Annotated in this window: 15 protein-coding genes, 1 tRNA gene and 1 pseudogene; 6 read left to right on the top strand and 11 right to left on the bottom strand. The window is 69.0% G+C overall.

Annotation, left to right across the window (positions count from 1 at the left end; translation table 11 throughout):
• Nucleotides 1-159: 159 nt before the first annotated feature.
• The gene (gene clpB, locus IG62_RS0129465; protein WP_030809893.1) at nucleotides 160-2,796 is read right to left on the bottom strand and encodes an ATP-dependent chaperone ClpB; all 2,637 of its coding nucleotides are present in this window, start codon (nucleotides 2,794-2,796) and stop codon (nucleotides 160-162) included.
• Between the two features lie 174 nt (nucleotides 2,797-2,970).
• On the opposite strand from clpB, the gene IG62_RS0129460 reads away from it, so the two are divergent.
• Both IG62_RS0129460 and IG62_RS0129455 read left to right on the top strand, forming a co-directional pair.
• Nucleotides 2,971-3,375 carry a pyridoxamine 5'-phosphate oxidase family protein gene (locus IG62_RS0129460; RefSeq protein ID WP_030809890.1) on the top strand — a complete coding sequence of 135 codons (405 nt, stop codon included), beginning with the start codon at nucleotides 2,971-2,973 and terminating at the stop codon, nucleotides 3,373-3,375.
• 395 nt (nucleotides 3,376-3,770) lie between these two features.
• The gene (locus IG62_RS0129455) at nucleotides 3,771-4,175 is read left to right on the top strand and encodes a hypothetical protein (RefSeq protein WP_030809889.1); all 405 of its coding nucleotides are present in this window, start codon (nucleotides 3,771-3,773) and stop codon (nucleotides 4,173-4,175) included.
• Between the two features lie 123 nt (nucleotides 4,176-4,298).
• On the opposite strand, the gene IG62_RS0129450 is transcribed toward IG62_RS0129455, so the two are convergent.
• The 4 genes and pseudogenes from IG62_RS0129450 to dnaK all read right to left on the bottom strand — a co-directional run bounded on the left by IG62_RS0129450 (nucleotide 4,299) and on the right by dnaK (nucleotide 8,400).
• On the bottom strand, nucleotides 4,299-4,751 hold the full coding sequence (locus IG62_RS0129450) for a heat shock protein transcriptional repressor HspR (protein WP_030809886.1): 453 nt from the start codon (nucleotides 4,749-4,751) through the stop codon (nucleotides 4,299-4,301).
• A 1-nt stretch (nucleotide 4,752) separates the two neighbouring features.
• Nucleotides 4,753-5,925 carry a molecular chaperone DnaJ gene (gene dnaJ, locus IG62_RS0129445; RefSeq protein WP_030809883.1) on the bottom strand — a complete coding sequence of 391 codons (1,173 nt, stop codon included), beginning with the start codon at nucleotides 5,923-5,925 and terminating at the stop codon, nucleotides 4,753-4,755.
• Nucleotides 5,926-5,970: 45 nt separating this feature from the next.
• Nucleotides 5,971-6,636, bottom strand: coding sequence for a nucleotide exchange factor GrpE (grpE, locus tag IG62_RS0129440; RefSeq protein WP_030809880.1), 666 nt, complete (start codon nucleotides 6,634-6,636; stop codon nucleotides 5,971-5,973).
• Nucleotides 6,633-8,400 (bottom strand): annotated as a pseudogene (gene dnaK, locus IG62_RS42455) (molecular chaperone DnaK). The gene grpE and the pseudogene dnaK overlap by 4 nt, the downstream one beginning before the upstream one ends.
• A gap of 277 nt (nucleotides 8,401-8,677) precedes the next feature.
• Here dnaK and IG62_RS0129430 point away from each other — a divergent pair.
• Together IG62_RS0129430 and IG62_RS0129425 are read left to right on the top strand one after the other, a co-directional pair.
• Nucleotides 8,678-10,945: a (Fe-S)-binding protein gene (locus IG62_RS0129430; protein ID WP_030809877.1), complete on the top strand. Its 2,268-nt coding sequence runs from the start codon at nucleotides 8,678-8,680 to the stop codon at nucleotides 10,943-10,945.
• Between the two features lie 232 nt (nucleotides 10,946-11,177).
• On the top strand, nucleotides 11,178-12,104 hold the full coding sequence (locus IG62_RS0129425; protein WP_030809874.1) for a Yip1 family protein: 927 nt from the start codon (nucleotides 11,178-11,180) through the stop codon (nucleotides 12,102-12,104).
• Nucleotides 12,105-12,216: 112 nt separating this feature from the next.
• Here the strand turns inward: IG62_RS0129425 and IG62_RS0129420 are convergent, their stop codons facing one another.
• From IG62_RS0129420 to dcd, 3 genes are all read right to left on the bottom strand, one after another.
• Nucleotides 12,217-13,785 (bottom strand): ricin-type beta-trefoil lectin domain protein, encoded by a 1,569-nt coding sequence (locus IG62_RS0129420; RefSeq protein ID WP_420711127.1) that lies wholly within the window; start codon nucleotides 13,783-13,785, stop codon nucleotides 12,217-12,219.
• Between the two features lie 207 nt (nucleotides 13,786-13,992).
• Nucleotides 13,993-14,490 carry a phosphoribosyltransferase gene (locus IG62_RS0129415; protein ID WP_078872318.1) on the bottom strand — a complete coding sequence of 166 codons (498 nt, stop codon included), beginning with the start codon at nucleotides 14,488-14,490 and terminating at the stop codon, nucleotides 13,993-13,995.
• A gap of 93 nt (nucleotides 14,491-14,583) precedes the next feature.
• Complete coding sequence (gene dcd / locus IG62_RS0129410; protein WP_030809865.1) at nucleotides 14,584-15,159, bottom strand: dCTP deaminase; 576 nt, start codon at nucleotides 15,157-15,159, stop codon at nucleotides 14,584-14,586.
• A 668-nt stretch (nucleotides 15,160-15,827) separates the two neighbouring features.
• Here dcd and IG62_RS0129400 point away from each other — a divergent pair.
• Nucleotides 15,828-15,901: transfer RNA gene (locus IG62_RS0129400), tRNA-Gly, on the top strand.
• 361 nt (nucleotides 15,902-16,262) lie between these two features.
• Nucleotides 16,263-17,009: a TIGR02391 family protein gene (locus tag IG62_RS42450; protein WP_037839592.1), complete on the top strand. Its 747-nt coding sequence runs from the start codon at nucleotides 16,263-16,265 to the stop codon at nucleotides 17,007-17,009.
• 95 nt (nucleotides 17,010-17,104) lie between these two features.
• Here IG62_RS42450 and IG62_RS42445 read toward each other — a convergent pair whose 3' ends face one another.
• From IG62_RS42445 to IG62_RS0129380, 3 genes are all read right to left on the bottom strand, one after another.
• On the bottom strand, nucleotides 17,105-17,584 hold the full coding sequence (locus tag IG62_RS42445) for an ASCH domain-containing protein (protein WP_234326803.1): 480 nt from the start codon (nucleotides 17,582-17,584) through the stop codon (nucleotides 17,105-17,107).
• Nucleotides 17,581-19,647 (bottom strand): GNAT family N-acetyltransferase, encoded by a 2,067-nt coding sequence (locus tag IG62_RS0129385; RefSeq protein ID WP_030809856.1) that lies wholly within the window; start codon nucleotides 19,645-19,647, stop codon nucleotides 17,581-17,583. The genes IG62_RS42445 and IG62_RS0129385 overlap by 4 nt, the downstream gene beginning before the upstream one ends.
• Nucleotides 19,648-19,818: 171 nt before the next feature.
• Nucleotides 19,819-20,802: a tyrosine-type recombinase/integrase gene (locus IG62_RS0129380; RefSeq protein WP_234326802.1), complete on the bottom strand. Its 984-nt coding sequence runs from the start codon at nucleotides 20,800-20,802 to the stop codon at nucleotides 19,819-19,821.
• Between the last annotated feature and the right edge of the window lie 228 nt (nucleotides 20,803-21,030).

Genomic DNA, 21,030 nt, shown 5'->3' with positions numbered 1-21,030 from the left:
GGAATTCCCTTCGTATGGTCCCTGCCATCCTCCCCCACATCCGCCCCGTCCTGGCAAGCCCGGACGGTGCCGGTGCGGGCAACGTGTAGGTCAAGGGGACGATCCACCGGCGGCTCCGGCGGCCCGGGCGGGCGATCCCCCACCCGGGCCGGCCCCGGCTCAGGCCGCGGCGTGCCCGGTGGCCGCCACCGTCAGCCGCTCCCCGTCGCCGTCCACGTCCACCCGTACGGTGTCGCCGTCGAGCACCTCGCCGGCCAGGATGGCCCGGGCGAGCTGGTCGCCGATGGCCGTCTGCACCAGGCGGCGCAGCGGCCGGGCACCGTACGACAGGTCGGGCGCGGGTGCGTCGATGGCCGGTTCGTGGCCGAGCCAGGCGAGCCAGTCCAGGGCGCGGTCGGTGACGTCCAGGGTGAGCCTGCGGTCGCCGAGCCGGTGCTGGAGGTGGTCCAGCTGGAGCCGGGCGATCCGCTGCAGCTGTTCCGTGCCGAGCGGGTGGAAGACCACCACGTCGTCGAGCCGGTTGAGGAATTCGGGCCGGAAGGACGCGCGGACGGTCTCCAGCACCTTCTGCTTCTTCTCCTCCTCCTTCAGCAGCGGGTCCATCAGGAAGACGGAGCCCAGGTTGGAGGTGAGGATCAGGATGGTGTTCCGGAAGTCGACCGTGCGGCCCTGGCCGTCCGTGAGCCGGCCGTCGTCGAGCACCTGGAGCAGGACGTCGAAGACCTCGGTGTGCGCCTTCTCCACCTCGTCGAGCAGGATCACGCTGTACGGGCGGCGGCGGACCGCCTCCGTCAGCTGGCCGCCCTCCTCGTAGCCCACGTAACCGGGCGGCGCGCCGACCAGGCGGGCGACGCTGTGCTTCTCGCCGTACTCCGACATGTCGATCCGGACCATCGCCCGCTCGTCGTCGAAGAGGAAGTCGGCGAGCGCCTTGGCCAGCTCGGTCTTGCCGACGCCGGTCGGGCCGAGGAAGAGGAACGAGCCGGTGGGCCGGTCCGGGTCGGCGATCCCGGCGCGGGTGCGGCGGACCGCGTCCGACACCGAGCGGACGGCCTCGTTCTGGCCGATCAGCCGCTTGCCGATCTCCTCCTCCATACGGAGCAGCTTCTGGGTCTCGCCCTCCAGGAGGCGGCCGGCCGGGATGCCGGTCCAGGAGCCGACCACGTCCGCGATGTCGTCCGGGCCGACCTCCTCCTTGACCATGGATTCCTTGGCGGCCTCCTGCACGGCCTCGGCGGCCGCGGCCTCCTCCAGCTCCCGCTCGACGCCCGGGATCTCGCCGTAGAGCAGCTTGGACGCGGTGTCGAAGTCGCCGTCCCGCTGGGCGCGCTCGGCCTGACCGCGCAGTTCGTCGAGCTTCTCCTTCAGCTCACCGACGCGGTTGAGGCTCTGCTTCTCCTTCTCCCACCGGGCGGTCAGTCCGCGCAGCTCCTCCTCCTTGTCGGCGAGGTCCTTGCGCAGCTTCTCCAGGCGCGCGAGGGAGCCGGCGTCGGTCTCGTTGCGCAGCGCCAGCTCCTCCATCTTGAGGCGGTCGACGGCGCGCTGGAGCTCGTCGATCTCCACGGGCGAGGAGTCGATCTCCATCCGGAGCCGGGACGCGGCCTCGTCGACCAGGTCGATCGCCTTGTCCGGCAGGAAGCGGGAGGTGATGTAGCGGTCGGAGAGGGTGGCCGCGGCGACCAGCGCGGAGTCGGCGATCTGCACCTTGTGGTGTGCCTCGTAGCGGCCCTTGAGGCCGCGCAGGATCGCCACCGTGTCCTCGACGGTCGGCTCGGCGACCAGCACCTGCTGGAAGCGCCGCTCCAGCGCGGCGTCCTTCTCGATCCGCTCGCGGTACTCGTCGAGCGTGGTCGCACCGACCATCCGCAGCTCACCACGGGCCAGCATGGGCTTGAGCATGTTGCCCGCGTCCATCGACGAGTCCCCGCCGGCGCCCGCGCCGACGACGGTGTGCAGCTCGTCGATGAAGGTGATGATCTGGCCCTCGCTGGACTTGATCTCCGCAAGGACGGTCTTCAGCCGCTCCTCGAACTCACCGCGGTACTTCGCGCCCGCGACCATCGCCCCCAGGTCCAGCGCGACCAGCCGCTTGTTGCGCAGCGACTCGGGCACGTCGCCCTTGACGATCCGCTGCGCCAGCCCCTCGACGACGGCGGTCTTGCCGACGCCCGGCTCGCCGATCAGCACCGGGTTGTTCTTCGTACGGCGGGAGAGCACCTGCACCACCCGCCGGATCTCGTGGTCCCGGCCGATGACCGGGTCGAGCTTGCCCTCGCGGGCGGCCGCGGTGAAGTCCGTACCGAACTTCTCCAGCGCCTTGTACGTGCCCTCCGGGTCGGGGTTGGTCACCCGCTGCCCGCCGCGCGTCGCCTCGAAGGCGGCCAGCAGCGTCTTGGCGGAGGCGCCCTGCTGCTCCAGCAGCTCGCCGGTGCGCCCGCCCTTGGCGGCGATCCCGATCAGCAGGTGCTCGGTGGAGACGTAGTCGTCCCCGAGGTCCCTGGCCCGCTGGGTGGCGTCCGCGATGGCGGTCAGCAGCTCGCGGTCCGGCTGCGGCGGGGCGACCGTCGAGCCCTGCGCGCTGGGCAGCCCCGCGAGCAGGCGCTCGGCACCGTTGCGCAGCGCGGCGGCGTCCGCCTCCACGGCGGCCAGCAGGTCCATGATGTTCTCGTTGTCCTGCCCGGCCAGCAGCGCGAGCAGAAGATGCGCGGACGTCATGTCCGCGTGCCCGGCGGTGATCGCCCGCTCGTTGGCGGCGCTCAGCGCCTCCCGGCTCTTGTTGGTCAGCTCGGCGTCCACGGCCTTGTGATCCTCCTCGTACTCGTGCCCGTACCCGGTACTGGCGCACGTGCCCTGAGCCCATCCTGCCTATGCCAACATGCGATAAGTTGAGTCTATTCCACTCAAGCCCGCTCCGGCCCGATCCGGGCACCGGCGCTCCCCCACCCTGCCCCCCCAATTACCCTGACGCCCATGGCCCACGACCTCAGCGCCCTCAGTCCCGAGTACCTCGCCTTCTGGGGCGAGTACCTGATGCCGACGCTCACCACGCCGCGGCCCGACGGGACGCCGCACGTCGTTCCGGTGGGGGTCACCTACGACGCCGGGCAGCGGATCGCGCGGGTCATCACCCGCAAGGACAGCACCAAGGTCAAGAACGTGCTCGCCGCCGGGCCGGACGGGGCGCGGGTCGCGGTGTGCCAGGTCGACCGGGGCCGCTGGGCGACCCTGGAGGGCGTCGCGCGGGTGCGGACCGAGACCGAGGTGGTGGCCGATGCCGTCGCGCGGTACGCCGAGCGGTACGGGCGGACGCCGGCCCCCAACCCCGATCGGGTCATGATCGAGATCGCGGTGACCAGGGCCATGGGACGGGCCTGAGCGCCCGAGAGCGCTCTGGTCCAGACCTGTCCGAAAACGGATCCTCCGCATCCGGTGTCACCACGTCACCTGGTACCCAAGTACGACGGGGACCGAACAGCACCGGACAACGACGGGCAACTTCGGCGTCGTCCCGGCCGGAAGAAGGCAGCTGGAGGCGCCATGGCGTCGGCTTTGCGCATCGTGACGACCGTTCCGCGCCGTCCGCACCCCGCCCGTCCCTGCCCGCACGCCGAGCTCTGTCCGCGCTGCGGCGGCCAGCTCGCGGTCAACCAGGACGGCTGGAAGATCTGCCACGCCTGCGGATACGCCTCGCCACCCGGTACAGCCCCTCCACCACGGGCCGCCCTCGGGGGTATCGTCGCCCCCACAGTCGCCACGCACCGGAGGGCACGATGAACTCGGTCCGAGTGACGGCGATCGCCTGCCTGATGCCGCTGTCCGAGCTGGACGAGGACCCGTTCCTGGTCGACGACCGCAGCCAGCACGACATGTGCAAGCAGTGGGCGGCGGCCCGTGATTACCACCTGACCTGCCAGCTCACCCTGCATCACCTGCGCGCCGACCACAGCGCGCTGTGGCGCGACGTCGAAAAGGGCCTGGTCGACGTGTTCGTGACGCCCAATCGGCGGGCGCTGGAGAACGCCATCGACGGCGCCGACGAGTTCAGCGCCCGCTGCGCGGCGGCCGGCGTCCGGCTGGAGACCGCCGACCTCGACGAGCCGGTCTACACGCTCGCGATGAAGTCACAGGTACACCGCCGGCTGTCGATGCCGACGGCGGGCTACAACGGCAGCTGAGCGCCCCGCCGGGGCCGCTCCCGGCCCGGCACGCCCGTGCGGCCCGCACCGGACACGACCGAGGGCCGGGGCGGTCGTCACCACCCCGGCCCTCGGCCGTGAAACCGCCGGACGCGGCGCCCGTCAGTCGGACCGCTTCGGCCGCCACACCACCAGCGCGCTGGTCTGCTGCACGTCCTGATAGGGCACCAGATCGCGCCGATAGGAGGCGTGCACCGCGGCCTCCCGCTGCTGCATCGCGCTGGCCGCGCCCTCCAGGGCGCCCTGCAGCTCGGCGATCCGCTGCTGCAGGGCCGCGACCTGGTTCTCCAGCTCGATGATGCGTTTGATGCCGGCGAGGTTGATGCCCTCGTCCTGGGACAGCTGCTGCACCGTGCGGAGCAGCTCGATGTCCCGGGCGGAGTAGCGGCGGCCCCGCCCGGCCGTGCGGTCGGGCGAGACCAGCCCCAGCCGGTCGTACTGCCGAAGGGTCTGCGGATGCAGGCCGGAGAGCTGAGCCGCGACGGAGATGACGTACACCGGCGACTCTTCGGTCAGTTCATACGGGTTACGACGCTGCCCGCCCCGGCTCTCCATCTCAAGCTCCCTTCGCGGCCTGGAACAGCTCCGCCCGCGGGTCGGCCCCCGCGGTCGCCTCGCGATAGGACTCCAGCGCTTCCCTCGCCTCGTCGCTGAGGTCCTGGGGAACGACGACCTCGATGGTGACCAGCAGATCACCCCGGGTGCCGTCCTTGCGGGCCGCGCCCTTGCCCCGGGCCCGCATCGTGCGTCCGTTGGGAGTGCCGGCCGGCACCTTCAGCGTCACCGGCGGGCCGCCCAGCGTCGGCACCTTCACCTCGCCGCCGAGCGCCGCCTCCGGGAAGGTGACCGGCACCGTGACGGTGAGGTTGTCGCCCTTGCGGCCGAAGACCGGGTGGGCGCCGACGTGCACGACCACGTACAGGTCGCCGGCCGGGCCGCCCCGCTCACCGGGAGCGCCCTTGCCGCGCAGCCGGATCCGCTGCCCGTCGGAGACGCCCGCGGGGATGCGGACCTGCATCGTGCGCGCGCTGGTGGCCCGTCCGCTGCCCTTGCAGACGTCGCACGGGTCCTGCGCGATCAGGCCGCGGCCCTTGCAGTCGGCGCACGGGTCGGTGAGCGAGAAGCCGCCGCCCGCGCCCCGGCTGACCTGGCCGGTGCCGACACACGTCGGGCAGACCCGAGGCGTACCGTTTTTGTCGCCGGTGCCCGAACATGCCTTGCAGGCCGCCTGGCTGGACATCCGCAGCGGGACCGTGGCCCCGTCGACCGCCTCGGTGAAGCTCAGCGTCACCTCGGACTCGACGTCCTGGCCGCGCCGCGGCTGGGTACGCGTACCCGTGGCACCGCCGCGGTTGAACAGACCGCCGAAGACGTCGCCGAGCCCGCCGCCGAAGCCGCCGGCACCGCCGCCCCCGGCCGATCCCCCGAACAGGTCGCCCAGGTCGAAGTTGAAGCTGCCGCCACCGCCCGGCCCCGGCCGGAAGCCGCCGTTGCCGAACAGCGCGCGCGCCTCGTCGTACTCCTTGCGGCGCTTGGCGTCCCCCAGGACGTCATTGGCCTCGGAGATCTCCTTGAAGCGCTCCTCGGCCTTGGCGTCGCCCTTGTTGGCGTCCGGGTGGTTCTCCCGGGCCAGCTTGCGGTACGCCTTCTTGATCTCCGCTTCGGTGGCGTCCTTCGGGACGCCGAGGACCTTGTAATAGTCCTTCTCGACGAAGTCCTTGGTGCTCATCCTCGACGTCCCTCCTCCCGCGCGGTTCTTCTATTTGTCCCCACGTCAGCCCTCTTCCGGGCCACCGCTCTCCTCGTCCGAAGCCTTGGCACCCTTGGCGTCGTCATCCGATCCGGACTTGGCGCTCTGCGCGCCCGGCTGCGGTTCGGCGACGGCGACCCGCGCGGGGCGGATCGTTCGCTCACCGATGCGATACCCGGGCTGCAGAATCGCCACGCACGTCGTCTCCGTGACGTCGGGCGCGTACGAGTGCATCAGGGCCTCGTGGATCGTCGGGTCGAAGGGCTCGCCCTCCTTGCCGAACTGCTGCAGACCGAGCTTGGCGACCACGGTTTCCAGCGACTCGGCGACCGACTTGAAGCCGCCGACCAGCTCGCCGTGTTCACGCGCCCGGCCGACGTCGTCGAGCACGGGAAGGAGCTCGGACAGGAGGTTCGCCACCGCGATCTCCTTGACCGCGACCCGGTCCCGTTCCACCCGACGACGGTAGTTCTGGTACTCCGCCTGGAGCCGCTGGAGGTCCGCCGTGCGCTCGTTGAGCGCCGTACGCACCTGGTCCAGCTGCGCCTGGAGCGCTACGTCCTGTACGTCCCCGGCCGGGGCCGAGCCCGCCTTGTCGGCGGACTCGGCCTCCTGCGCCGCGTCTTCGGGGGTTGCGGCGTCAGAGGGGACGTCGGGCTTCTCTTCAAAGCCCGGGGTCTCCTCCGTCACGCGGCACCGTCCTTCTTGGGCTTCTCGTCGTCGACGATCTCGGCGTCCACGACGTCGTCGGCGGCGTCGGCCTTGGCCTGGTCACCGGCCGGAGCACCCTCGGCGCCCTGCGCGGCCTGGGCGTCGGCGTACATGGCCTGGCCGAGCTTCTGGGAGACGGCCGCGACCTTCTCGGTGGCGGTGCGGATCTCCGCGGTGTCCTCGCCCTTGAGCTTCTCCTTCAGCTCGGTGACGGCTTCCTCGACCTCGGTCTTGACCTCAGCGGGGACCTTGTCCTCGTTGTCCTTGAGGAACTTCTCGGTCTGGTAGACGAGCTGCTCGCCCTGGTTGCGGGCCTCGGCGGCCGGTGACGGTCATCTTCTGCTCCTTGCCCGTGCCCAGGTCCTTCGCGGTCACGTGCATGATGCCGTTGGCGTCGATGTCGAAGGAGACCTCGATCTGCGGGACGCCACGCGGGGCCGGCGGCAGACCGGTCAGCTCGAACATCCCGAGCTTCTTGTTGTACGCCGCGATCTCGCGCTCGCCCTGGTAGACCTGGATCTGCACGGACGGCTGGTTGTCCTCGGCGGTGGTGAAGATCTCGGACCGCTTGGTCGGGATCGTCGTGTTCCGCTCGATGAGCTTGGTCATGATGCCGCCCTTGGTCTCGATGCCCAGGGACAGCGGGGTGACGTCCAGCAGGAGGACGTCCTTGACCTCACCCTTGAGGACACCGGCCTGCAGGGTGGCGCCGATGGCCACGACCTCGTCCGGGTTGACGCCCTTGTTGGCGTCCTTGCCGCCGGTCAGCTCCTTGACGAGCTCGGCGACGGCCGGCATACGGGTCGAACCGCCGACCAGGACCACGTGGTCGATCTCGGCCAGCTGGATGCCGGCGTCCTTGATCACGTTGTGGAACGGGGTCTTGCAGCGCTCCAGGAGGTCCGCGGTCAGCTGCTGGAACTGCGAGCGGGTGAGCTTCTCGTCCAGGTGCAGCGGGCCCTCGGCCGAGGCGGTGATGTACGGCAGGTTGATCGTCGTCTCGGTGGACGACGACAGCTCGATCTTCGCCTTCTCGGCGGCCTCGCGCAGACGCTGCAGCGCCATCTTGTCCTTGGACAGGTCGACGCCGTGGCCGTTCTGGAACTGCTTGACCAGGTAGTCGACGACGCGCTGGTCCCAGTCGTCACCACCGAGGTGGTTGTCACCGTTGGTGGCCTTCACCTCGACGACGCCGTCGCCGATCTCCAGCAGCGAGACGTCGAAGGTGCCGCCACCGAGGTCGAAGACCAGAATGGTCTGGTCGTCCTTCTCCAGGCCGTAGGCCAGGGCGGCCGCGGTGGGCTCGTTGACGATGCGCAGGACGTTGAGGCCCGCGATCTCACCGGCCTCCTTGGTGGCCTGGCGCTCGGAGTCGTTGAAGTAGGCCGGAACGGTGATGACCGCGTCGACGACCTTCTCGCCCAGGTACGCCTCTGCATCCCGCTTGAGCTTCTGCAGGATGAAGGCGCTCATCTGCTGCGGGTTGAAGTCCTTGCCGTCAATGCCGATCTTCCAGTCGGTGCCCATGTGGCGCTTGACCGACCGGATGGTCCTGTCGACGTTGGTGACCGCCTGGCGCTTGGCGACCTCGCCGACCAGCACCTCGCCGTTCTTCGCGAAAGCGACGACGGACGGCGTGGTCCTGGCGCCCTCGGCGTTGGTGATGACGGTGGGCTCACCGCCTTCAAGAACACTGACGACGGAGTTCGTCGTGCCCAGGTCGATGCCGACCGCACGTGCCATTTCGATTCCTCCAGCTGACTTGAGTGGAACAGGCTCAAGAGTGCAACACCAAGAAAAACCTGTCAACAGAGCTGAGTCGAGCCCACTCAACTTTTATGTCGCCCTTATCGTCACCCGGCCCTCCCCGAGGACGTCCACCCGCGACGCAGGGTTGCCTGCGCGACACAGATCACCGGCCGCGCGCCTTCATGGCACCGGGGAGAATGGGTAACCTCAGCGTCAGACCCAAAAAGTTACTGCTTAGTAATTCCGCTCTCGCAGGTTCGAGGAGCCCCCAATGCAACTCGCCGCGATCATCGTGGTGCTGGTCCTCACGGCAGTCGGTGTTGCGCTCGTCGGCCGAGCCATCGCCCGGTTCATCCGGTTCTTCCGGCTCGGTTCGCCGGTTCCGGCGGGCACCCGCACCGACGACCCGAAGCAGCGCACGATCACCCTCGGCAAAGAGTTCGTCGGCCACACACGTATGAACAAGTGGGGTGTCATCGGCATCGCCCACTGGTTCGTCGCCGTCGGCTTCCTCACTCTGGGGCTGACGATCGTCAACGCCTACGGCCAGCTCTTCAAGGCCGACTGGGTGCTGCCGGTCATCGGCAACTGGCTGCCGTACGAGCTCTACACCGAGTTCATCGGTACGGCCACCACGCTCGGCATCATCGTGCTGATCGCGATCCGGCTGATGAACCTGCCCTCGCGGGCCGGCCGCAAATCCCGCTTCGCCGGTTCGACCGCCTGGCAGGCGTACTTCGTCGAGTACGTCATCCTCGTCATCGGTCTGGCCATCATGACGCTGCGCGGCCTCGAAGGCGCCCTGCACCACGTCGACGGTTACGAGCCCGCGTACTTCGCCTCGTACCCCCTCGTCGCGGCGTTCAAGGGGCTCAGCCTCGGCACCCTGCAGAACCTGACCTACTTCGTCGCCATGATCAAGCTCGGCGTGACGATGACGTGGGCGATCACGGTCGGCCTCAACACCGACATGAGCATCGCCTGGCACCGCTTCCTGGCCTTCCCCAACATCTGGTTCAAGCGCGAGGCCGACGGCGACGTCGCCCTGGGCGCGCTGCAGCCGATGACCTCGGCGGGCAAGCCGATCGACTTCGAGGACCCGGGCGAGGACGACCAGTTCGGCGTCTCCCAGATCGAGCACTTCTCCTGGAAGGGCCTGCTGGACTTCTCCACCTGCACCGAGTGCGGCCGCTGCCAGTCGCAGTGCCCCGCGTGGAACACCGGCAAGCCGCTCTCCCCCAAGCTGCTGATCATGGCCCTGCGCGACCACTCGCACGCCAAGGCCCCCTACCTGCTCGCCGGCGGCGGCAAGGACATGGAGGGCACGGAGCAGGCCACCGAGGAGCAGCTCAAGGACGTGCCCGCGTCGGCGCTGGCCGAGGCCGAGCGCCCGCTGATCGGGACGCTGGAGGAGAACGGCGTCATCGACCCGGACGTGCTGTGGTCCTGCACCACCTGCGGTGCCTGCGTCGAGCAGTGCCCGGTCGACATCGAGCACGTCGACCACATCGTCGACATGCGCCGCTACCAGGTCATGATCGAGTCCAGCTTCCCCTCCGAAGCCGGCACCATGCTCAAGAACCTGGAGAAGAAGGGCAACCCCTGGGGCCTGGCCAAGAAGCAGCGCCTCGCCTGGACCAAGGAGGTCGACTTCGAGGTCCCGGTCGTCGGCAAGGACATCGAGGACCTCACCGAGGTCGAGTACCTGTACTGGGTCGGCTGCGCCGGAGCCCTGGAGGACCGCGCCAAGAAGACCACCAAGGCCTTCGCCGAACTCCTCCACATCGCGGGCGTGAAGTTCGCCATCATGGGTGGCGACGAGGCGTGCACCGGTGACTCGGCCCGCCGCCTGGGCAACGAGTTCCTCTTCCAGCAGCTCGGTCAGCAGAACGTCGAGATGCTGAACATGGCCTTCGGCGAGGACTCGGAGGACGAGTCGACGAAGAAGCCGAAGTCCAAGAAGAAGATCGTCGCGACCTGCCCGCACTGCTTCAACACCATCGCGAACGAGTACCCCCAGCTGGGCGGCGAGTTCGAGGTCATCCACCACACGCAGCTGCTGCAGCACCTCATCGACGAGGGCAAGCTCATCCCCGTCACCCCGGTCGAGGGCCTGATCACCTACCACGACCCCTGCTACCTGGGCCGCCACAACAAGGTCTACACCCCGCCGCGCGAGATCATCGCCAAGGTGCCGGGCCTGCGGAACGAGGAGATGCACCGCCACAAGGAGCGCGGCTTCTGCTGCGGCGCCGGCGGTGCCCGCATGTGGATGGAAGAGCGCATCGGCAAGCGCATCAACAACGAACGCGTCGACGAAGCCCTCTCCCTCAACCCCGACATCGTCTCCACCGCCTGCCCCTTCTGCCTGGTCATGCTCACCGACTCGGTCAACGGCAAGAAGAACGACGGCAAGGCGAAGGAATCCATCCAGGTCGTTGACGTCGCCCAGCTCCTGCTGGACTCCGTCAAGACGCCCACCGACCCGACGGACGAGCCGGAAACGGCGAACGAGCCGGAGCCCGAGCCGGTGAAGTAGCCCACACCTGAAGAACCTTGAGGAAAACCCCGAGTGGGGGTGCACGTGAGCAATCACGCGCACCCCCACTCAGCTTTTCCCGGCACGGCGCCGCAGCCGAGTACGTGGGCCGACAGCCAAGCGCAGCGAACTGCGGACTGTCACAGCTCAGCCCCAAACGCACCCCCATCTCCCCACTCGGCCACCCGGCCCCCGGGGACCAGGTACTTTCGAAGGCGTGGCTGGATTCAGGATGGGTCGCGGACGGGACGCCCGCCCCGCGCAGAACGGACAGCAGGGGCACCAGGGACAGGCGCAGCAGGCGCCGTACGGGCAGCAGGGGCCGTACGGACAGCAGGCCGCGCCGCCACCGCACGGGCAGTGGCAGCAGTACGGCAGCGGCCCGCAGGGGCAGCCGCAGCAGTACGGCGAGCCCGAGTACTTCGGCGACGCCGGCGGCGCCGGCTACGCACCGTACGGCGGCGACAACAACCCCGGCAGCACCCGGCAGTTCAGCATCGGCGAGGCCCCGGACGCGTACGGCGGGTACCCCGATCAGTACGGCAACGGCCCGGCCGACGGTGAGTACGCCGACGGCGGCACGTACCGCGCCGGCCAGTCCTCCGCCCCGCCGGCCGGCCCCCGGCTGCACTGGAAGCAGCTGCTGTCCGGCATCGTGCTGCGTCCCGACCCGACGTTCTGGCAGATGCGGGACCACCAGGTGTGGGGCCCGGCCCTGACCGTCACGTTCGTCTACGGCCTGCTCGCGGTCTTCGGCTTCGACAAGGCCCGCGAGGACGTGCTGAACGCCACGCTCTCCAACAGCATCCCCTGGGTGCTGATCACCGCCGTGATGTTCATCGTCGGCAGCCTGATCCTGGGCGCGGTCACCCACACCCTGGCCCGCCAGCTCGGCGGTGACGGTGCCTGGCAGCCGACCATCGGCCTGGCCATGCTGATCATGACGATCACGGACGCGCCCCGGCTGCTGTTCGCGATGTTCCTCGGCGGCGACTCCGCGCTCGTCCAGGTCCTGGGCTGGCTGACCTGGCTCGCCACCGGCTACCTCCTGACCTCCATGGTCAGCAAGTCGCACGACCTGCCGTGGCCGAAGGCGCTCGGCGCCTCCGCGATCCAGCTGGTCGCGCTGCTGGCGCTGCTCAAACTGGGCACGCTGTAGCCCACGGCCCGGACCGGCCACACGGCAGGGGCCCGTCCCGGAGCACTCCGCTCCGGGACGGGCCCTTCGCCGTACGGGGCGCCGCGTGCGGCCGGCCTACCGGCAGCGGCCGTTACGCGAACCGCTGCCCCGTCGACCCGTCACACGCCCGCAGCCGCAGCGGCTCCTTCACGCCGTCCAGCGTCAGGCAGAGCGACTGCGCGGCGGCCGGCCGGACCGTGCCGTCCGCCGGCCGGGCGAACTGCTGGTTGGCCGCGCCCGAGCAGTTCCACAGCACCAGCCCGGCCCCCGGCTCGTACCGTCCGCCCGGGACGTCCAGGCACCGGTCCTGGGTCAGTCCGACGTGCACCGACCGCTGGTCACCGTCGTACCACCAGTCCTGGTGGCGCTGGCCGTTGCAGTCCCAGCCGCCGACCACCGTGCCGTTGCGGCTGGCGCCGCCGGTCGCGTCCACACAGCTGCCGGTGGCGGCGTTCCGCAGCGGCCGGTACGCGTCGTCCCAGGCGCCCGGGTACAGCTTCGGCCGCCCGGTGCTCGCCGGGTCCGTGCAGGACGCCTCACGCAGTCCCGGCGCCGCGTACAGCTGGGTCAGGCAGGAGGCGAACGCCGCATGCCCGCGCGCGTTGGGGTGGAAGGACTGCCGCACCGAATTGGAGTCGGGCGGGAAGGGGTTGGTGAGGTTCACGTACAGCCCGCGCGCCCAGGTGTCCTCCATGCACACCTCGTGGCCGTGGAAGAGCCGCGAGGCGTCGAGGTAGGTCACGCCGGTGTCCTGCGCGATCTTCCGGACGCCGCGTTCGAAGGCCGGTACGGCGGTGTTGCGCCCCCATCCGGCGTCGGAGGTGTAGCCCGTGCAGCCGCCCGGCAGCTTCCCGGGGAAGTGCGGGTTGTCCTCCACGTCCGGCCCGATGGGGCTCGGGTACGACATCACCACGAGCCGGTAGTCGCCGTCCGCGTACCCCGCGTTCCGCATCACGGTCCGCAGGTCGTTCAGCGTCCGCTCGATCTTCGGCACCAGGCCGTCGACCCGCGCCTGCCACCCCGGCCGGTACTTCGGCTCGCAGGTGCCCTGGAGCAGGAACCAGTGCTCCACGCAGTCCGTCATCACCGGCCCGAACTGCAGGTCGTCGTTGGCGCCGGCCATCAGGAGCACCATCTTCAGCCGGGTGTTGCGGGCCGCGATCGCCAGGCTGTCGCTCTGCACCAGCTCATCGGCGTACTGCTTGCTGCCGCCGATGACGATGTTCCCGCTGGACGCGCCCGAGCACGCGACGTTGTACGTGACGTCGGCCGCGATGCCGGTGCGGTGGATCGCCGCGTCCGGGGACCGGTGGCACCAGTTGGTGGGCCCGTCGGTCCCCGGCTCGTACGTCCCGACGCCCTCGCCGGAGATCTCGCTGTCGCCCAGCGAGATCAGCGAGGTCTTGCGCTCGGCGAGCGGCCGCTCGGCCGGGTCCCCGTAGAGCTTGACCGCCTCCTGCGCCCGGATCCTCTCCAGCTCGGGCGACAGCGGTGTGGTGGCCGTGATCGTCGCCCGCCCGCTTCCGCTCGCGGCTCCGGTGGCGGCACTCGCCCCGCCGCCCGCCGCCAGGGTGAACACCACCCCCAGCGCCGCGGCCGAGCCCACCACCGCACCCCGTAAGCCACCGAACCCGCGCCACCCGTGCCCCGCCCGTCTCACGCCTCTCGTACGCATCCTGCGGCCTCCCCTCCGGTCTGCTGTTACCGCGGGTTGTACTCGCAAGTAGGCCCCGGCGGAACACCGGTAACGCCATTGGCCGAAAGACGCGCACAGGACACAGGCCGGCGCGCACACCGACGCACCGCCCCCAACCAACAAGGGAGCCGGCCGAAGCCAACTCCCTTGTGCGATAAGGAACTTACCGGGTCACGCGTCGAGGATCTGCCCCTCCCGCCGGACCACCGGCGGCTCGACGCTCCACGGGAAGTTGATCCAGTCGTCCGTGCGCTTCCAGACGTACTCGCACTTCACCAGCGAGTGCGACTTCTCGTAGATCACCGCGCTGCGCACCTCGGCCACGGTCTCCAGGCAGAAGTCGCGCACCAGCTTCAGCGTCTTGCCGGTGTCGGCCACGTCATCGGCGATCAGCACCTTCTTCTCCGAGAAGTCGATCGCGTTCGGGACCGGCGCCAGCATGACCGGCATCTCCAGGGTGGTCCCCACGCCGGTGTAGAACTCCACGTTCACGAGGTGGATGTTCTTGCAGTCCAGCGCGTACGCCAGACCGCCCGCGACGAACACGCCGCCCCGGGCGATCGACAGCACGATGTCCGGCTCGTACCCGTCGTCCGCGATCGTCTGTGCCAGCTCGCGGACCGCCCCGCCGAACCGCTCGTACGTCAGGTTCTCCCGCACGTCACTCACGAATCTCTCTCAGACCTTCTCTGTTTCGACCTACGACCTGGCCTTCGGCCGACGACCTCGGCCCGGCCCACGGCGCCCCCGCCGCGGGCGGCCTCACACCTTCGAACGGTGGAAGTTCCGGAACGACCGGGACGGCGTCGGGCCGCGCTGCCCCTGGTAGCGGGAGCCGTACCGCTCACTGCCGTACGGGTGCTCGGCCGGCGAGGTCAGCCGGAACATGCACAGCTGCCCGATCTTCATGCCCGGCCACAGCTTGATCGGCAGCGTGGCCACGTTGCTCAGCTCCAGCGTCACATGCCCGCTGAACCCCGGGTCGATGAACCCGGCGGTGGAATGCGTCAGCAGCCCGAGCCGCCCGAGCGAGCTCTTGCCCTCCAGCCGCGAGGCGAGGTCGTCGGGCAGCGTGATGACCTCGTACGTCGAGGCGAGCACGAACTCACCCGGGTGCAGGATGAACGCCTCGTCCCCCTCCGGGACCACCTCACGGGTCAGGTCGGACTGCTCGACGGCGGGGTCGATGTGCGGGTAGCGGTGGTTCTCGAACACCCGGAAGTAGCGATCGAGACGCACGTCGATACTGGACGGCTGCACCATCGACTCGTCATAGGGGTCGATGCGCACCCGGCCGGCATCGATCTCGGCCCGGATGTCCTTGTCTGAGAGAAGCACGCAGACGAGGATACGCGCCCGCACCACCCCCACCGCACGACGAGGGCCCGGTCCCACCAGGGACCGGGCCCACCACCCTCGGACGATCATTCCACTCGCGCCCGACGACGCAGATCGCCACCGCTACGGATCGATCACCACGACTGCTACGGGTCGATCGCTCCCACTGCTACGGGCTGATCACTACCGCTGCCGCGCGCTGATCACTACCGCTGCTGCGCGCTGATCACCACCACTACTACGGGTTGATCACTACCGCTTCGCGTGCTCGACGGGCACCGCATGCCGCAGCCGAGCACAGCGCGGGCAGCGCAACAGCCGTCCGGGACCGAGCCGGTCGGTGGTCTGCATCGGGAACGAAGCGGTGCTGAACACGTGGCCCTCGGCACAACGTACGACGGTGCGCTCCATCAAGTCCCTCTCCCAACTGCGTGGACAACAAAAGCCACATTAGGGGATGAACTGGGCGCCACCACACGCGGCACTCCGAGCCCCCACCGTACGCCCCAACTCCCGCCCCGCACACCCGCATCCCGCGGCCGGCGCACCCCCGCGCCATCCCCTCTCCCCGCCGTGGCTCGACCCACCCGGACATGCCAAATGCACCGCGGGGCGGCGATGGGGTAGAGTGTGCGACGATGTTCCGCTCTCGGAAGAGGCGGAATGACGCGGGTGTAGTTTAATGGTAGAACATGAGCTTCCCAAGCTCAGAGCGCGGGTTCGATTCCCGTCACCCGCTCCACGTGAAAGCCCCAGGCCAGTGGCCTGGGGCTTGTTTGTTGTCTAGACCATTTTGGGGCCGCGTGCCATTCGCGTGCCATAACGCACCGATTACTGCGCCGAATTGGCGCCCGCAACCCCTTCTACGGCAACCTGATCGACCGCCATCTCGAATCGCGAGACACAATTTGCGTGGCCTGCATCACATACTGCCGGGTGGCCTGCAACGATGCACCTGCGAATAGGCCCGGCATGGCCGCGGCCGAGGCCGTTCTGCACCGCCTGCGGCTGAACGCGTGCCACCGAGCATCGAGCACCCTGCCATTGCACGAGAACCGCGAAAGTCCAGGTGCGCTGTCGGTGGACGGCTCTAGCGTGCGGCCATGACCTTCACGTACGTGCCGCCGGTCCCTGCGGAGAAGATCCGCCAGCTGCCCACCAGAGACGTCGCGCTCCTCCTCCTGCAGCACCTCGCGGACAGCAACAGTCGACACCTTCAGTTCGACGGGCTGATCAGTTCGGCACGCCGGGCTTTCCAGAGCGAACCCGACGAAGATGCACTACTGGACGGACTCGCTGACGCCTGGACGTGGCTGGAGTCACGCGCCCTGTTGTCACGAGACCACACACAGTCCGACGCCTTCCGAAGAGTCTCTCAGGAAGGCAAGGAGCTGGCGGAAAATCCGGCCGGGATAGTTCAGTTCGAGGCACGCGAACGGCTCTCTGGGCCGCTGCATCCCCGCCTCGAAGGGACGGTTCGCACCACCTTCAACCTCGGGGACTACGAGCTGGCCTGCTTCGGCGCGATGAAGGCGGTGGAAGTGGCTGTGCGGGACGCCTCCGGTCTGGACAATTCCCTGGTCGGAGTGAAGCTGATGCGTGCCGCGTTCCAGCCACACCAGAACGGCAAGGCCGGCGGCGTGCTCGCTGATGCCGGAGCAGAGGGCGGCGAGCAGGAAGCAGCCTCGGCCCTGTTCGCCGGCGCCATGGGTGCGTATAAGAACCCCTCAAGCCATCGCACCATCGACTTCGACGACCCGATCGAGGCCGCCGAGATCATTCAGTTCGCGGACCTACTGCTACGACAGATCGAGCGGGCCAAGCAACGCCAATCCGGGAAATCCCAGTAGGCACTGACCCACATCATTCAGCTGTGCCTTCGGTGCCACAGGACGGGTGCGACACGGGCCGGGCCGCCGTGTCGTCAGCCAGGCCCAGCTCCCGCCTACACCGGTACAGGGACTCCCAGGATTCCGCGGAGGACCGTACCCGCGGACGGCGAGGCTTCGGCTACCTGCCTGAGGGCTTCGCCCTTGAGGTACCGGTAGCTCTGTGGCGGGTGGAAGGTCCCCGCGGCACGCAGAGCGCTGAGCGGCACCGGCTCCTCGAAGGGCTGCGGCGCTTCGAGGGTGAGTCCGCTGGCCTGGGTAGCGCCACTCATGTACTCGTCGAACTCCCGTCGGCTGATCCCGGTTTGGGTCCGATGCGCGCTCCACACCTCCCGCGGGGAGCCGACCTTGACCGCCGCGATGCGCGCCAGCCCCACCAAGGCCATCGTGGGGGCGGTGGCGTAGAGAACGACGGTGGTGCCGGGTGGCGCGGCGACGCGCTGTCGGCGCACCTCGACCGTCTTGCTGCCCGCCAGGATCGCAGTGGCGAAGCGGGGGTGTACGGACAGCAGCATCGCGCGGTCCAGATCGTTCACGTCCTTCGGTGTCCCTCTTCGTAGACCGCCTGGAACAGCCTGTTGCTGATCTTCGACAGCGACATCAGCGAAAACTGTAGTCCCAGGCCCTGAGCCAGTGACTTCAATCGCCGCAGCGGCACCGTCCTCGGAAAGATCTCGGTATCCGAAAACCTCAAGGCCATCGCACGGCCTGAAGCATCACCGCGGGCGATTGCGCGCACCTGCTCCCGACCATATACGCCCAGGTGTTCGAATTTCGAGTGGAGGGCATCCGGTGCGTCGATCACGACCTCGTCCAACTGCGAGCATCCGATGACCATTTGGCCCTCCTCGTAGGAGGAGCCCCTGCTGACGTACCAGAGCAGGCGCGCCGGGACGCTCTCGCCACGGCGCCCGGAGGAACGGTAGTAGACGTGTTCCCTGCTGATCCCCAGTTCATCGGGGCGTGGCAGCAGCGTCGCAGGGGTGTTGAACAGCTCGGTGGACCAGCGGGGTTCGATCGGCACCAGGAAGGACGGCATCAGGGAGTCCATAACCTTGGCCGGCCACCAGGCCCGCTCGACGAAGCCGGCCACCTCAGCCGGCAATCCGGCTTCGAGTGCGGTCTCCTCACGCCCCAGCTCACGGGCCGCCTGACCGGCCACGGCTGCCACCTCTTGGGCGCTCCCGCAGACGTCGACCAGCAGGGCCGCCAGGCCGCCATCGTGCTCGAAGAAACCGTCATCACCTGCGGCCGCCTTGGTGGCGGGCGACGGGAAAGCATCAGTGACTCGTACAGCCTGAGCCCCGCATTCCCGCCCGAGACGTTTCAGTGAGAACAACAGCTGCCGCGCGAGCGTCTCTTCCAGGGGGTGCGCCGCGGTCCGCAGCACCGGCACATTCAGTGTGCGGCCGTCCATCGCCCATGCGTAGAGCGCGACCGGGCGGCCTTGACCGTCACGAAGCAGTTCGCGGTTCCATACGACCGCGTCCGCGGCCAAGACTTGCAGTCGCCTGGCGAACGCCGAACCCCTGTCGTCTCCTGACTGGTCGAAGAACGCGACGAGTTCGGCCTCTGCCCCGGGCGAGACCTTACTGGCGCGGAACTCCGTGCCCATGAGGTCGGCCGGCCTGTACATCTGCGCCTGTCGCAACTCGTCCACGTGCAGCGTCACCGCCGACGGTGCCACCACCTTGACCCTGGCGACGCTCCAAGCAACATCAGCCAGCTGCCTCAGCAGTGGATCCCGAGTCACAAGAACCTGGAGGCCGGCACACGAGGTCTCAGCCACGTACTGGAGGCGCGGCAGCAGCTCGGAGTCGGCTGGCAGGTCGTGAACCTCGGACGTCCGAGCCGCCTCCAGCAACTCGCAACGCCGTGAAGCCACTGCTTCTGCGTCCGGAGTGACCCGACGCAGCCCGTGCGAGGCGGCCCGCTGATGCTTGCGCTCTGCCGTGTCGACGATGTCCCGGAGATCGTGCAGAAGCTGCGGCGTGAAGGCGATCTCGATGAGGTCCGCCAGCCAGCCAGCCTCAAGAGCCTGTGACTGTGCCGCTTCGCTTGCCGGCGACCGCCCCCGCAGATCGGCGAACACGCCGTGGTCCACGGTCACGACCAAGAGCGCTTCGCTTTCCACGTCGGCGAAGAGGTCCGGGTGACCGTGGTCGAGCCACCACCCGTCCAGGGTCTCCCCGTCCTGTCCGCGTCCCCGCACCTCCCCTTGCGGAACGAATCCCAGGCTCGTCCACATATCGCTGAGCCCGTAGTCACGACGGCACTTCGCCTTGATCCCCAGCCGATCCGAGTGCCGGCGCCGGATCTCCTCCACCAGCAGCCGTGCCACGCCCTTCCCGCGGTGTTCCTCCGCGATGCACAGGTGCGCGAGCCGGACATGCGGGTTTCGCTTCGGGAGCCCGAAGAGCGCGTACCCGACCACCTCCCCCTCGTCGACCGCGACGAGCAGCCCGCCGTCGCTCGCGTGCTTGCGGTACGCGGGCGGCGTGAGCAACCCCAGCGTCTTGGTGTAGCGGTCGCCCAAGGCCACGGCCGCATCGATTAACTCGGCTTGCGTCTCCGCCACAGGCAGGATCTTGATCGCCACGAGTCCCCCTCCACATGAACTTGCCACTGGCCAGTTCGGCTCTCGTGTCAGTACATACAGTGAAAACCGCGCCGACCCAAGACCGCCTTCGATCAAGACCGGCACGATGAGCGGGAATGACAAGGGCCGGGCCGACTTCGCCGGCCCGGCCCTGATCACAGTCATGCATCTTCATCGCTCGGCCGACTCGATCGCCTCTCCTGGCACCTCGGAGGTGCTGGTCCGAGTGGCCAGGCGATGGACGGTGGCCAACTCCCCGACCTCCTCACCGCGATCGGTCGCCTGCTGGCGCTGTCGGCGTACGTCGGCGTCCATGGCAGAGGCGATCTTGCGCTGATGCTTCCTCTTGGAGTGCTGGTAGATCAGCTGGGCTCGGGCGCTGGAATGTCCGGCGCGGACCATGAGGTCCTTCAGCTTGGCGCCGGTGTCGGCGGCCAGGTTGTTGCCGGTGCCCCGCAGGTCGTAGAAGCGGAAGTCGTCGGGCAGGCCCGCCTTCTTCCGCGCCTTGCGGTACTTGCGCCCGAAGGTGGACCGGCGGAAGGGCGCCCCGCGCTCTCCGACGAAAACCAGGCCCTCCGGGCCCGGCTCGGCGAACCAGTCCAGGTGCTGGCGGAGGTCGGTCAGCACGGACTGGGGCAGCATGATCTCCCGTTTGCCGGCACGGGACTTCGGGTCGCCGAGTACGCGCTTGCCCGTGGTCAGCTCCGTGGCTGCGCGCTTGACCCACACCGACCCCTCCTCCAAATCGATGTCCTTGCGGCGCAGCTCCGCCAGTTCCTCCGGGCGCATCGAGGCGAACGCGCCGAGGAGGATCATCAGGCGCCAGCGCAGCCCGATGGCGTCGGCGAGGTCGAAGACCTGCTCGACGGTGGCGATCGGACGCTCGTCGGCCTCCTCCTTGCCCGCGCCCTTGATGCGGCACGGGTTGCGCCGGATCAGCTCGTCGTCGACCGCGGTCTCCATGATCGCCTTGAGGAGGCGATAGGACTTGGCGACCGTGGTCGCCCCCGTCACGCCCAGGCGCTCGGCCCGCCAGGTCCTCACCTTCGCCGTGCTGAGCTCGTTGACGTCCAGCTCGCCGAAGGTCGGCTCCAGGTGCAGGCGCAGGAGCCTGCGGTACAGCTCGTCCGTGGTCGCGGCGAACGCATCCGGCACGCCAGCCGCAATCCCACACCGAGCCGCCGCGCCGAAGCTGCCCGCCGCCGCACCACGACCGGCCCGACAAACCGGCAAATCAACACGGTGGCGCAGACCGCAGTGACGGCCACGCCCATCAACCGGCAGCACCGACAAGGTCGATAGCTCATCGCCCCAGGGCCATCCCGCTCAAGGGACCGCCCGGGGGTATTGCGTCATGACGCAATCAGCCCGCCAAACTGGCGG

The sequence above is a fragment of the Streptomyces sp. NRRL S-337 genome, assembly GCF_000720175.1.
In the GTDB taxonomy this organism is placed as follows: domain Bacteria; phylum Actinomycetota; class Actinomycetes; order Streptomycetales; family Streptomycetaceae; genus Streptomyces; species Streptomyces siderophoricus.
Note: the sequence above shows the minus strand (reverse complement) of the source record. Positions and strands in the feature narration are given on the sequence as shown.

What these genes read in the sequence shown, in the direction of transcription:
- dnaJ (WP_030809883.1), bottom strand. Translation starts at nt 5,925, where the DNA reads ATGAGCACCAAGGACTTCGTCGAGAAGGACTATTACAAGGTCCTCGGC.
- IG62_RS0129460 (WP_030809890.1), top strand. Translation starts at nt 2,971, where the DNA reads ATGGCCCACGACCTCAGCGCCCTCAGTCCCGAGTACCTCGCCTTCTGG.
- IG62_RS0129455 (WP_030809889.1), top strand. Translation starts at nt 3,771, where the DNA reads ATGAACTCGGTCCGAGTGACGGCGATCGCCTGCCTGATGCCGCTGTCC.
- IG62_RS0129425 (WP_030809874.1), top strand. Translation starts at nt 11,178, where the DNA reads ATGGGTCGCGGACGGGACGCCCGCCCCGCGCAGAACGGACAGCAGGGG.
- IG62_RS0129450 (WP_030809886.1), bottom strand. Translation starts at nt 4,751, where the DNA reads ATGGAGAGCCGGGGCGGGCAGCGTCGTAACCCGTATGAACTGACCGAA.
- IG62_RS42450 (WP_037839592.1), top strand. Translation starts at nt 16,263, where the DNA reads ATGACCTTCACGTACGTGCCGCCGGTCCCTGCGGAGAAGATCCGCCAG.
- IG62_RS0129430 (WP_030809877.1), top strand. Translation starts at nt 8,678, where the DNA reads ATGCAACTCGCCGCGATCATCGTGGTGCTGGTCCTCACGGCAGTCGGT.